Here is a 12155-nt window from a genome sequence, read left to right as displayed (position 1 = left end):
GGCGCACCTGTGCGCATCCAGAAACACTTATAACAATGAGAACGTCGACATGAGAATGAACAAAGCGAAAACGATGCCGATATTGCTGGCGCTGGCGTTCCTGGCGACGCCGCTCGCCACAATGGCCTGGGAGCGGGGCAAGGTCGAAACATTCGCCACGTTGCCCGCCGGTGAGGCACATCCCGAGGGGATCACGGTGGATGGCGAGGGCAATGTCTACGTCGTCACGGTGGCGGCGGACAAACCCATTTCCAGTGAGGGAGTGCTTATCGTATTCGACCCGCAGGGCAAGCATTTGCGCACTGTCAGCATCAAGGGATCGAGCAGATTGTTGCTTGACCTCGGCTTTCATCCCCGGACGGGCCAGTTGCTCGTGGTCGACTACAAAACCGGGAAGGTCCTGAGTGTCGATCCCAAGTCCGGTGCCTCGTCCGTGTTCATGACGGTAACGGGCAAGCACCCCGGCCTCGACGGGATAACGTTCGACCCCGCCGGCAACGTCTACGTGACCGACGCGCACCAGGGCATCATCTGGAAAGTCGGACCCGAGGGCGGCGAAGCGTCGGCATGGGTCACCAGCCCACTGCTCAAACCGACGCGGATACCGCCAACCATCGGCGCCAATGGCCTGAAGTTCAATAACCGGAAGACGGCGTTGTTCATCGCCAATACGGCGAACGACACTCTTTTGAAGATACCGGTGACAGGCCCGACGCTCGAGCCCGGCACGCCTGAAGTCTTCGTCAACCGTGTCGGTGGCGGTCCCGACGGTCTGATCATCGACGAGCACGACAACCTTTGGGTCGCGTGCAACCAGTCCAACGAGATTCTCGTGCTGGAGCCGACCCAGGGTCGTGTGATTGCCAAGCTCGGTGATTTCGGCGGAATCAGTCCAGACGGGGCGCCCATCGGCTTTCTTTGGTCGAACAGCCTCGTATTTCACGGTGACGACGTGCTTGTCACCAACCTGTCGTTCGATATCGAGACGGTTCTATCGCAGCTTAGCGATGAGCTCGGCTTGACGCATCTCGTACCCAAGACTCTGCGGACCATTGATGGGCCGTGGGCTCGCCAGGTGAAGGTTCACACGATCTCGAAAATCAAGAAGCGGATACCGGCAGGAATGGACGTCGCCGGGAAAACAGAATGACAACCCTTGTGCCGCACTGCGTTGCGAGCGACGTGAGTAGGAGCAACGCCAGGAGGACCGTTTCATAACAAGTATTTGAGGGCCAGGTCGTGAGCGTGGTCGGCGCTGCCGGCAAAAGTATTGCGCGTACCAATCCATAACAAAAAACATAGATGGAGTAGCGTCAATGAAAACAAAAACCTGGTTCTGGCGCCCGGCAAGATTGCCCTTGGCCGTCAGCCTCGCTTCCACACTCGCCGCTCCGGCATTCGGAGTTACCTTCAACATCGGTGAGATCGAGGGCCAGTTCGACTCCGCGCTTTCCGTGGGCGCCAGTTGGTCTATGCGTGGGGCCGATCCGGACCTCATCGGGGTCAACAACGGTGGCGATGGCCTGTCCCAGACTACCGACGATTCCCACCTGAACTTCAAGAAAGGCGAGACCTTTTCGAAGATCTTCAAGGGCATCCATGACCTCGAACTCAAGTACGGCGACACCGGCGTCTTCGTCCGTGGCAAGTATTGGTACGACTTCGAGCTGAAGGACGAGCACCGTCTGTTCAAGGACATCGACGATCACAACCGCAAGGCAGGCGCGCAGTCTTCCGGGGCCGAACTGCTCGACGCCTTTGTCTATCACAACTACAACATCGCCGACCTGCCAGGCTCGGTCCGCCTGGGCAAACAAGTCGTCAGCTGGGGTGAGAGCACCTTCATCGGCAACAGCATCAACTCAATCAACCCGATTGACGTGTCGGCATTCCGCCGTCCGGGCGCCGAGATCAAGGAAGGCCTGATTCCGGTCAACATGTTCTATGTGTCCCAGAGCCTGACTGAAAACCTGTCGGCCGAGGCCTTCTACCAGCTGGAATGGGACCAGACGGTGGTGGACAACTGCGGCACCTTTTTCGCCCAGCCTGACGGGATTGCCGACGGCTGCGACGATAACCTGCGCGTCCTGAGAAAGGCATCGAGCCTGAGTCCTGCTGCCTTGGGAGCCCTGAGCCAGTTTGGGGTCAATGCGAACGAGGAAGGCGTGCTGGTTCGCCGCGGTGCGGATCGCGATGCGGATGACGATGGCCAATACGGCCTGGCTCTGCGCTACCTTGCCGAGCCGTTGAATACCGAATTCGGCGCCTATTTGATGAACTACCACAGCCGGGCACCGGTTTTCAGCAGCACGAGCGCTACCCAGGCGCAGTTGAATGCCATCAACGCCGGTTTGCCGAACGTTCCAGCCCTTGGCGCCAGCAACCCGGCCAACCTTCGCTCCTTGGCCGTCGCCGGTTCCTCGAGCTACTTCGTCGAGTACCCAGAGGACATTCGCCTCTACGGCCTGAGCTTCTCCACCACGCTGCCCACCGGTACTGCGTGGAGCGGCGAGATCAGCTACCGTCCGAACGCGCCGGTTCAGTTGAACACCACGGACATCCTCTTCGCGGGCGTCGATTCCCTTGGCGGGCTGTTCAGCAACGCTTCTCTGTTGCCAGGCCCTGCGGGAGAGGACCTGCACGGCTATCGCCGCAAGGAAGTGACCCAGTTCCAGACCACCTTCACGCACTTTTTCGACCAAATCATGGGGGCTAGCCGTCTGACCCTGGTGGGTGAGATCGGCGTCGTTCATGTCGGCGGCCTGGAAAGCACTTCCGATGTCCGTTATGGCCGTGACTCGGTCTTCGGTCCTGGCCCGCTGCCGGCCACTGGGTCAATCAATACGTGCGTGGCTCTGAACACCGGCAACCTGGGCAGCGCCACTGCGCAGAACGTCAGCAAGTACTGCGAAGACGATGGGTTCGTCACCAGCACTGCCTGGGGTTACCGCATGCGCGCTGTGTGGGACTACAACGACGTATTCGCCGGTGTGAACCTCAAACCCAGCATCGCCTGGTCCCATGACGTCGATGGTTACGGTCCCAATGGTCTGTTCACCGAAGGCGCCAAGGCAGCCAGCCTGGGCCTGGATGCCGAGTACAACAATGCCTACACGGCGAGCCTCTCTTACACCGACTTCTTCGGCGGCAGGTACAACACCTCGATCGACCGCGATTTTCTCGCGCTTAGCTTCGGCATGAACTTCTAAGTGGACTGGAACCTTGAGGAAACAACAATGAAAACAACAAAGAGTCTTCTGCAAACCGGCGTTCTGGCGCTGACCCTGATGGCTACCAGTGTCATGGCCGCCGTCTCTGCCGATGAGGCGGCGAAACTGGGGTCCAGCCTGACCCCGGTAGGTGCCGAAAAAGCCGGCAACGCCAATGGTTCCATTCCTGAATGGACCGGCGGCCTGAAGCAGAATGCCGGTAACGTCGACGCCGCGGGCTTCCTGTCCGATCCTTTGGCCAGTGACCAGCCGCTGTTCACCATCACCGCGAAGAACGTCGACCAGTACAAGGACAAGCTGACCCCTGGCCAGCTGGCAATGTTCAAACGCTACCCCGACACCTACAAAATACCGGTGTACAAGACCCAGCGCACGGCCACGCTTCCGGCCAAAGTGATCGAAGCCACCAAGTACAACGCCACCAATACCAAACTGGTGGAGGGCGGCAATGGCCTGGAGAACTTCCGTACCGCCAACCCCTTCCCGATTCCGAAGAGCGGTCTCGAGGTCATCTGGAACCACATCACCCGTTATCGCGGTGGCAGCGTGCGCCGCTTGGTGACCCAGGCGACCCCGCAGGCAAACGGCTCCTACAACCTGGTGTACTTCCAGGACGAGTTCACCTTCAGCGACCAGTTGAAGGACTACGACCCGAACAAACCGAGCAACGTGCTGTTCTACTTCAAGCAGCGCGTGACTGCACCGTCGCGCCTGGCGGGTAACGTCTTGCTGGTGCACGAGACCCTGAACCAGGTGAAGGAACCGCGCCTGGCCTGGCTTTACAACGCTGGCCAGCGTCGTGTGCGTCGTGCCCCGCAAGTGTCCTACGACGGCCCGGGTACTGCTACCGACGGCCTGCGTACCTCCGACAACTTTGACATGTACAACGGCGCTCCCGATCGTTACGACTGGAAGCTGGAAGGCAAGAAGGAGATCTACATTCCCTACAACGCCTACAAACTGGACTCGCCGAAGCTCAAGTACAGCGACATCATCAAGGCCGGCCATATCAACCAGGACCTGACCCGTTACGAGTTGCACCGCGTGTGGCACGTGGTGGCCACCCTGAAGCCCGGCCAACGCCACATCTATGAGAAGCGTGACTTCTACATCGACGAAGACACCTGGCAAGCCGCTGCCATCGACCATTACGACGGGCGTGGCACCCTGTGGCGCGTGGCCGAGGGACACGCCCAGTACTACTACGACAAGCAAGTGCCGTGGTACACGCTGGAGAGCCTGTACGATCTGGTGTCCGGCCGTTATGTGGCGCTGGGCATGAAGAACGAGGAGAAACAGTCCTACGACTTCAGCTACGTCGCCAGTGAAAGCGACTACACGCCGGCTGCGCTGCGTCAGGAAGGTGTTCGCTAACGTTGTAATACCTTGTCAAGGAAGCCGGCCTTCGGGCTAATGCCTGGAAGCCGGCCTTTGGGCTAATGCCTGGAATTTGTAGGAGCGAGCTTGCTCCGGGCGGCGTTCCGACGATGGACTTCAGGACGACGCGTGTATCCAGAAAATACGCGTTATCGTTGGCGTCCATCGCGAGCAAGCTCGCTCCTGCATGGTCTTGATAATGGATACGATAAACCGGCTGAACCGCAGCCCCTGCGCGCGGGAATGGACGCGCGCAGGGGTGACCACCGGCGCGTACATTCAGCGTTTGTATAGGCCGGTCAGGGTTGTTGTGGCGAGTGTGTTCTGGTGGATCAGGAAACGCACCACCGCGTTGGTCGGGTTGGCCGGCAGCTCCAGCTTGGGCACGCTCAGCGCGTGCACAGTGAAGATGTAGCGGTGCGCGGGCAAACCCGCGGGCGGGCAGGGACCGCCGTAACCGGCGGTGCCATAGTCGTTGGGGACCTGAGTGCCGCTGGCGCCCAGGTCAGTGGCGTCGGTGGAGCCCAGGCCCGCGGCGAGCCGGGTGACGGACGAATCGATGTCGAACAGGATCCAGTGCCAGAAGCCGCTGCCGGTGGGCGCGTCCGGGTCGTACACCGTCAGCGCGAAGCTCTTGGTGCCTTCCGGCGCGCCTTGCCATTGCAGCGCGGGCGAACGGTTCTCACCGGTGCCGTAGAAACCATCGAACTCATGCACCCGTTGCAGGGGTTCCTGATCTTTAAATTCAGGCGATGTTACGGTGAAGTTACCCATGCCCTTTCCTTTCATTTGATTTTGCTAGTGGATTGGCAGCTCGCTACCGGGAGCCAGGGTTCACTGGTTTGAAGTAGAGGAGGGAAGCCGTCCTTTGATGAGAAAGCCGGATGCGGGCTGCTCCTGTGGGCAGCGCAGGGCTGTGGCGAACCCGCATGGAAGAAACAGGAAGTCGCCCGCCGCGAGCAGGAAGTCCTGCCCGTCGACGTGCGCCTCGATCCGTCCGTCTTCGACGTAGAGAACCTGCTCCGCGTCGGGCTCGGTCGGGCAGGCCAATGCGCTGCCGGCAAGCATCCGCAGCGCCGAGATGTCGACCCACTGCGCGCCGACAGTGTCGCGGTCGATCAGTGGAAGCCTGCCGGTAGCGGCGGCGTCGACGGTCAGCACGCGGACGTCGCCGCTCTCAGCAACCGCGGGGTCGGGTTCCGTGATCGTCTGTGCCGGGTTCTCGCCATAAGGCGGCGTATAGACGACCAGCACCCGTCCGGGCTGGTCGCTGGTCACGCGAAACGAATGGAACACGCCCGCCGGCCCGTAGACCCAGGTTCCGGGGTGCATCACGTCGACGCGACCCTGGGCTTGCGACTCGCCGGTGCCTTCAATCATGTAGGCGCACTGCTCCAGGTACGGATGCGCATGCGGCTTCGCGCCATGGGATTTCACGATCGTGCCGATCAGCACTTCGAGCGCCGTCGCGCCCACGGTCTCGGGGCCGATCACGCGCACATTGGAGGTGCCGGTGTGGTTCGCCGGCGAGTAGGCGACAAGGTCCGCCGCCCTGATCACAGTGGGGATGGTTTTCATTGCGGCTGGATCCTGAACGTTTTTCGTAAGCATCGAACCTCCGACGAGATATCAACCTAAAGGTCTAATGTTAGGAGTTTTGCCATGAAAAAAGACCCTCGTCAAGCACCTCGGGGGGCAGAGGTCCGCACGAGCGCTTCTAGTCCCGCTTGCGCTCACTCACCAGGCCCGGTTGGGGTTCGGTCATGCCAGGCATGGTCTTCAATGTGGACGCAGGGAAGTCGATCTCGGCGACGTAGCGGTCGCCTCGATACCAGGTGACACCGGCGTACAGCACGTTGCCTTTGCCGTCGACCAGGCACCGTGACATTTTCGCCACGGGAGAGGCAAACGGGATCTTCAGCAGGTCGCACAGAGGAAAATCCGCAGGCATCACAGAAACGCGTTGCCTCACGCGTTTGCCGCGGGTGCCCAGTTTATCGAGCACCGCGGCGAGCAGCTTCCTTTTCCTGGCGATGTCCTTGGGCAGCGACTCGAAGACCGCCGTGGACACATAAATCTCGGCATAGCAGAACGCCTCGCCGGAATAGGTATGCAGCTTGCGGACACACACGTGGTCACCCGTCGACCGATCGTCCGCACCCAGCAGTTCTTGGGGCAATTGAGTGTGGTGCCGGACTTCGAGTATCTCGTAGGAAAGGGCCTGCGGCGCGGCGAACGGATCGTTGATCGTCAGTTCGAGGTCGCCGGTGGCGGCGGGCAGCGCAGCCACGTGGGTGCCGACCCCCCGTTGGCTGCGGATCAGCCCTTCCTTGGAAAGCAGCTCATACGCTTGCCGGACAGTCACGACCGCGACGCCCAAGTCTTCCGCCAGTTTTGTGATCGTCGGCAGCTGTGCGCCGAGCGGGTATTCGCCCTTTGCGATCTGGTGCCTCAGCAGGGAAGCTAACCGCTGATATTGGGTAACGCCGCGTTCGGCCCCCAGCATCGGTCGCTCGGTCCGAATGTCTGCATCACTGTTGCGCTCGTTCACGCTATCTTTCACCCAAGTGCCTAACATTAGGTTGATGGTATCAGGGCCGGCGGTGGCCGTCATTTCTGTGCCGTGAGGGCGCCAAGGTAGCGGGCTGATCGGGTTGCGCCAGTCTCTCGCTGACTACACGCACCGGATGGGTATCACTGACGTAGTCGTCGAGGCTCTCGGGAAGTAAGGTCATTTCCTCTGAGAGCGGACCTATGTAGCTTACTGCGCCAACGCCGTGTTAGGGGCCGAGTGGTGGCCGGGCCGGCCTGGGACCTCGACACTGCGCAGCTAAAAATGCGCAGTGTCTGACCCGACGACGGGCAGGCTTGTCGACAGGGGTACGCTCTGTGTGACTTTGGCCATCTGGGTGATTTCCACCTGCAACTTATCCTTGCCAAGCAGGTAGTCGGCCAGCTTCTGCGAAAACGGCCAGTAGTTCAGTTCGGCAGTCAGGGTGAGCGGCCCGACGGCGTCGGCCGGCACCAGGAAGGAGAACTCCCCAATATCGTAGCCCTTGGGCAGAATGCGGTTGTCCGAGAGAATTTGCGTGGCATTCCAGACCTCAACGTCCAACGGATTGCCGTCCTTGTCACCTATGTGCACTTTGAAGTTTCGCGTGTTGTCCTCGGTCTTGCCGTCCTTGATCGAGCCCAGCCGATAGAGCTCGCGACCACTGGCATCCAGCACCCGGAAATCGATCCACATCTCCCGTCCCTCCGGAAAACCGGTCGGCAGCTTGTGCCCGGCGCCGACATTGGCAACTTTCACTGCTACCGAGGTGTACTGCCCGGGAATGAGGGCTGCCGGCAGTTGCTGGAACTTTATTTCCCCCGCGCGCGCGAGCATGTCGCGTGCGCGTTGCGCGCCCGCTTCCTGACCGAGATGCTTGAGCATCATAGCGTTGGCTCCGCTGAACCAATGCGAGGCGACCTGCTCGCGGTCTGGTCCCATGATCGCGGCCTTACCCGCAAAACCCGGCATATGGCAGCTCTGGCAGGTTATGTCATTAAGGCTGTAGGAACTCTCCTGCCATTCGTCATAGGTTCGCTCGACCGCTACGCTGCTGAACGGGTGCGTGACGTTGTGGCAGGTGCCGCAAAAGTCCGAGCGCGTGTGCAGAGCGGAATATACCGTGTCGTGATAGGGCGAAACGGCATCTTCACGCGGGCCGAACTTAGTCGGTTTACCGTGTGCTCGAGGGCTCAGGACATAGGCGCCGTTATCGAGGCCCGTGCGGGCACTAATGTTGTGGCAGGTCTCGCAATCGACCCCAGGCATCGGATGATTTTTCGCGCTGTCTTCGATCGAGGAGCGGTTGACATCCGAATTGATCTGCCCGGTCGTGAGACCGATCGGGGTATGGCACCCGGTGCAGAAGTTATCGACCTTCCCCTCGGTGGCCGAACTCGCACGCTTGAGCAAGGCCCGATAGATGGGTTCATCCCAGGCCTGGGACATCATCGACGAGCGCCACTGCTTGTAGATCTCCGTATGGCAAGCGCCACATACCTGGGCATTGTCGAAGTCTTTTACATTCAAAACCAGGTTGCCGGGGGTATTGGCCCGATGCGGAAAGAACGGCATCCCGCCATTCACATGCATGAGCCTGGAGCGTGCCGGCTCCAGCCACTTCTCATTTCCCTGATTGTCATTGCCCTGAGGTTCGTCGGCCGCCACCAGCGTTACCGTAAGCAGGCAGGCTAGAAAGCATAAAAAACGGCGAGCTACCTGCGCACACGTATATTCAGGGTGGTTCATAAAAGTTTCCCCCAAGACAGTTGCAGAGGATGACTGCGGCACTTCCATTAAGTTGACAGGGGGACTTCATGCTGCAAGCCAATGGTTTATATGTGCAACTCCTCCACTCTCCACCTTTCATGAAAGGGAGAAGCTCACTCGGTAATTGCTTTGCAAGGATTGTGACAGAATGTGTCTAATGGCCTGAAGGTCCAGCAAACATTGGTCAAAGGCTGAAATTTTGTGCTAATCGAGACGCGAATATTGCTGGGGAACGGCACCCGTAGTGGGGGAGTTCACTCCGAAAGCGGGGGTGTGGGGGCCGCTCTTTCTGCCCATTCCTGCACATCTGCATCCTGCCAGTTACAAAGGGCAGCAATTGATCCGGGGCAGAACTTCCCCCGCACCAATACGCTGCCCAAAATCAGCGACGGGTTTTGCGCGTTATGACAGGGGCGATTCCCGTGTCGCGCTGCTCAAACCCCCGGCCGTGACACCGATGCGCGAGAACACCAGCCACGCAAACAGCAGCACACTTAAACCAATGAGAATGGAGGCCACGGCAATCAACGGCTCGACGGACGGGAAGCCCCTGAGGCGCAGCGTCAGCGCGCCGAGCATCACCGGGACGCCAACGTTGTACGTCCAGAACTGTGCTGCCGCAACGCGTCCTTCGGTGATGGACGGGTGCACGGTGCCGATGATTCCGAACAGTGCCATCGACACCCATCCCAACAGATTGATATGGGCATGTACTGCGAACAGCGAGTGGTCGCCGGAAGCGCCCATTGCCACGCCCAGCATCACGCCAATGGCAAAGTAGAGCGCAGCGAGCCGAAACCAGGTCCGCGAACGGGGGTTGTGATTCATGGCATTCACCTCATGCGCCCTGAGGCGCGTTCAGTTGCTGAAACAGACTTGTAGGTGGGTGGTTGCGCGTCTATTATGAGACTCAAGTCTCACGACAAGACAGGGTCTCATTTACTCCATGCCGATTCCGAAGTCAAGCCCGTCGAGTCCAGACGGCGATCCCCAAGGCCGCGCCAACCAGAAACTGCGAACACGCCAGGCGCTTATCGACGCCGCCGTCGCCTTGCGCGACGAAGGCCATCACCCGACCGTCGCGCAAGTGGCCGAGCGCGCGATGGTGTCGCGCGCCACGGCGTATCGCTACTTTCCCTCGCTTGAGGCGTTGATCAGCGAGACGGCGGCCGATCGCGAAATGAAGCCGCTGGAGAGCTTCTGGCGGCCGGGAGACGATCCGGTAAAGGGCATAGGTCTGGCGGCGAACGCCTTGAACAAACTCTTGATCGACGACGAAATCGGCCTGCATGTGATGGAGCGTTCGTTCATGACGGTGTGGCTCGAAAACGAGTCCCACGAGTCGCCCCTGCGACCGGGCCGGCGCATGAGCTACATCGAGCCGATCATCGACTCGCTGAAGGACGTGCTCACACCCCGGGCGCGCAAACGCCTGAAGCAGGCGCTGTCGATCGTCATCGGCACCGAAGCGTTGATCGCCGTGCGCGATATCAGTCGCGCGAGCATCGACGAATCACTCGACACCGCGGCCTGGGCGGCGAGGGCGCTGGTTCGTCAGGCATTGGCGGAGGATGAAGAGGCGCGACGAAAGCGGAGGTGATGCCCGGCGCCATCGCTTACCCTTGGTGTATAGGCTCGGCTATCAATAGCAACGACTGCGGTACAGGACTTTGTGGGTGCTGTGGCTCTTGCAGGCCGGCCAGCCGAAAACCCGCCATGTCCAGGGCATTGAGCCAGCAGGACAAGGTGCGGAAATACCACGGCATGGGTTGCCACTGTCCCTTGAACCCGGCAAAGGTTTCTGTGCGCCAACCATCCTGATAATCACCCGCCGCTACGGTCCACGGATGCAGTGTCTGGATGACCAGCGCGCCGTCCGGGACGAGCAGGGTGTTCATGGCGGCGAGCAGAGGGATGATGTCCTGGTGCAGCAAGGCGAAGTTGGCGCAGATCAGGTGGTAGTCACGACCGATAGCTACCTTCGCCTCCACCAACGCTTCATAACTCGCCAAATGCACCACAGAAGTTCCCGCCGCCCGGGCCGCTTCGACCAGCGTCGCATCGCCATCCACGCCGACCGCCTCGATGGACCGTTCAGTCAGCGCACGCAACAGCCAGCCCTCACCGCAACCCAGGTCGAGCACGCGCTCGGGCTGACGGCCCAGCACCGCCAGCAGGATTGCCTGGTCAGTGACCGTGTGGCGGCTTTCTATGGTGCCGGCGCGTATGGCTTCAATCCAGGACCGGGCGTTGTAGTGCCAACTTTGGAGGAGGGTGGATTCGGGGGCGGGCATAGCGGTGACCGGCGTTGTGGGTTGGATAAAGGATAGGACAAAGGTGCCGCTACTGGAGTCATTGATGGGTCATTCGCGCAGAGCGATTGCCATTATTACAAACACTCTTTGCGGCCAAACTATCGAGAAATGCGGCAATCTGCCGGGCACCGCGCAAGTGCACCACAGGAATTTGCGGGCCGATGGCCTGGCGCACCGCCTCGATTCCCGGGCGGTAGCCACGATCGAAATTCCACACGAAGTTAAGAAAGGTCAGGAACGCCCGGTCGAGCTTTTCTGTACAGCCTGCTGCAAGGTCAGGGCGAGGGCGGTTCATCACGCTGCGCATGATCACCCGGGTGAAACAGGTGAGCCGCGACGTGTCGAGCCAGATGATCAGGTCGGTACGAGGCAGGCGAAGGTCGAAGGTTCGCCGCGCATAGTTGCCTTCACAAACCCAGGCATCCGGTGTGATCGCTTCGCGAACCCGTGCGCGAAACTGCTCAGCGTCGGGTTCGACCCAGCCGGGCTCCCAGAACAGTGTGTCCAGATGAACCACGGGCAGGCCCAGGCGCTGGGCGAGGGTGCGGGCGAGGGTAGATTTGCCGCTACCGGCATTGCCCAGAATGACAATCCGTTGCATGGGGACTTCCTGTCGCAAAAAAAGCCGACGATTGTGCAGGTTCTGGATGGCCAGTGAAAGGCTGATGGATGGGTAGACCGCGCCACGGGACTGAACAAACATTGTGTTGCTACTGCGCTTCCTGAAGATGAGAGCGAGAGGTCGTGAACGTGCGTTTCTGGCCGATTGCTGCCCATCGGCCCAGTGCAATGCTATCTAAACCATCCACTCAGTGCGCCAAGCATGGCAACCAGCGACGTCGCGGGGATATCTCGAAACCGTCAACACTGTGCGAGTGGCAGGTACGGGGCGAGACATGGCCCTGGTCGCAG

Annotated in this window: 11 protein-coding genes; 4 read left to right on the top strand and 7 right to left on the bottom strand. The window is 60.3% G+C overall.

Going from position 1 to position 12155, the window contains the following annotated elements; all coding sequences use genetic code 11:
• Positions 1–49: 49 nt before the first annotated feature.
• The 3 genes from ACA073_RS16215 to ACA073_RS16205 all read left to right on the top strand — a co-directional run bounded on the left by ACA073_RS16215 (position 50) and on the right by ACA073_RS16205 (position 4604).
• A complete protein-coding gene (locus ACA073_RS16215) occupies positions 50–1150 on the top strand; it encodes an SMP-30/gluconolactonase/LRE family protein (RefSeq protein WP_497397710.1) in 1101 nt (366 codons plus the stop codon).
• A 166-nt stretch (positions 1151–1316) separates the two neighbouring features.
• Positions 1317–3209: a DUF1302 domain-containing protein gene (locus ACA073_RS16210; protein ID WP_497397708.1), complete on the top strand. Its 1893-nt coding sequence runs from the start codon at positions 1317–1319 to the stop codon at positions 3207–3209.
• 27 nt (positions 3210–3236) lie between these two features.
• Positions 3237–4604 carry a DUF1329 domain-containing protein gene (locus ACA073_RS16205; RefSeq protein ID WP_497397706.1) on the top strand — a complete coding sequence of 456 codons (1368 nt, stop codon included), beginning with the start codon at positions 3237–3239 and terminating at the stop codon, positions 4602–4604.
• A gap of 282 nt (positions 4605–4886) precedes the next feature.
• Here the strand turns inward: ACA073_RS16205 and ACA073_RS16200 are convergent, their stop codons facing one another.
• The 5 genes from ACA073_RS16200 to ACA073_RS16180 form a co-directional block, all read right to left on the bottom strand.
• A complete protein-coding gene (locus ACA073_RS16200) occupies positions 4887–5381 on the bottom strand; it encodes a YbhB/YbcL family Raf kinase inhibitor-like protein (protein ID WP_497397704.1) in 495 nt (164 codons plus the stop codon).
• Between the two features lie 60 nt (positions 5382–5441).
• Positions 5442–6185 (bottom strand): cupin domain-containing protein, encoded by a 744-nt coding sequence (locus tag ACA073_RS16195; RefSeq protein WP_497397702.1) that lies wholly within the window; start codon positions 6183–6185, stop codon positions 5442–5444.
• Between the two features lie 139 nt (positions 6186–6324).
• Positions 6325–7221, bottom strand: a complete 897-nt coding sequence (locus ACA073_RS16190) for a GntR family transcriptional regulator (protein WP_497397700.1) — start codon at positions 7219–7221, stop codon at positions 6325–6327.
• 216 nt (positions 7222–7437) lie between these two features.
• Positions 7438–8907 carry a multiheme c-type cytochrome gene (locus ACA073_RS16185; RefSeq protein ID WP_497397698.1) on the bottom strand — a complete coding sequence of 490 codons (1470 nt, stop codon included), beginning with the start codon at positions 8905–8907 and terminating at the stop codon, positions 7438–7440.
• Between the two features lie 423 nt (positions 8908–9330).
• On the bottom strand, positions 9331–9756 hold the full coding sequence (locus ACA073_RS16180; RefSeq protein WP_497397696.1) for a hypothetical protein: 426 nt from the start codon (positions 9754–9756) through the stop codon (positions 9331–9333).
• Between the two features lie 118 nt (positions 9757–9874).
• On the opposite strand from ACA073_RS16180, the gene ACA073_RS16175 reads away from it, so the two are divergent.
• Entirely contained in the window at positions 9875–10528 is a 654-nt protein-coding gene (locus ACA073_RS16175) for a TetR/AcrR family transcriptional regulator (RefSeq protein ID WP_497397694.1), read from the top strand.
• Between the two features lie 16 nt (positions 10529–10544).
• Here the strand turns inward: ACA073_RS16175 and ACA073_RS16170 are convergent, their stop codons facing one another.
• Together ACA073_RS16170 and ACA073_RS16165 are read right to left on the bottom strand one after the other, a co-directional pair.
• Positions 10545–11222, bottom strand: a complete 678-nt coding sequence (locus tag ACA073_RS16170) for a class I SAM-dependent methyltransferase (RefSeq protein WP_497397692.1) — start codon at positions 11220–11222, stop codon at positions 10545–10547.
• A 58-nt stretch (positions 11223–11280) separates the two neighbouring features.
• Positions 11281–11844, bottom strand: coding sequence for a P-loop NTPase family protein (locus ACA073_RS16165; RefSeq protein ID WP_497397690.1), 564 nt, complete (start codon positions 11842–11844; stop codon positions 11281–11283).
• Positions 11845–12155: the final 311 nt, after the last annotated feature.

The sequence above is a fragment of the Pseudomonas sp. LBUM1670 genome, from assembly GCF_059695695.1.
This window is presented reverse-complemented; position numbering and strand designations above follow the sequence as displayed.

Bases quoted from the DNA above. Each gene is read 5' to 3' on its own strand.
- ACA073_RS16215 (WP_497397710.1), top strand. From the start codon at position 50: ATGAGAATGAACAAAGCGAAAACGATGCCGATATTGCTGGCGCTGGCG.
- ACA073_RS16210 (WP_497397708.1), top strand. From the start codon at position 1,317: ATGAAAACAAAAACCTGGTTCTGGCGCCCGGCAAGATTGCCCTTGGCC.
- ACA073_RS16205 (WP_497397706.1), top strand. From the start codon at position 3,237: ATGAAAACAACAAAGAGTCTTCTGCAAACCGGCGTTCTGGCGCTGACC.
- ACA073_RS16200 (WP_497397704.1), bottom strand. From the start codon at position 5,381: ATGGGTAACTTCACCGTAACATCGCCTGAATTTAAAGATCAGGAACCC.
- ACA073_RS16195 (WP_497397702.1), bottom strand. From the start codon at position 6,185: ATGAAAACCATCCCCACTGTGATCAGGGCGGCGGACCTTGTCGCCTAC.
- ACA073_RS16190 (WP_497397700.1), bottom strand. From the start codon at position 7,221: ATGACGGCCACCGCCGGCCCTGATACCATCAACCTAATGTTAGGCACT.
- ACA073_RS16185 (WP_497397698.1), bottom strand. From the start codon at position 8,907: ATGAACCACCCTGAATATACGTGTGCGCAGGTAGCTCGCCGTTTTTTA.
- ACA073_RS16180 (WP_497397696.1), bottom strand. From the start codon at position 9,756: ATGAATCACAACCCCCGTTCGCGGACCTGGTTTCGGCTCGCTGCGCTC.
- ACA073_RS16175 (WP_497397694.1), top strand. From the start codon at position 9,875: ATGCCGATTCCGAAGTCAAGCCCGTCGAGTCCAGACGGCGATCCCCAA.
- ACA073_RS16170 (WP_497397692.1), bottom strand. From the start codon at position 11,222: ATGCCCGCCCCCGAATCCACCCTCCTCCAAAGTTGGCACTACAACGCC.
- ACA073_RS16165 (WP_497397690.1), bottom strand. From the start codon at position 11,844: ATGCAACGGATTGTCATTCTGGGCAATGCCGGTAGCGGCAAATCTACC.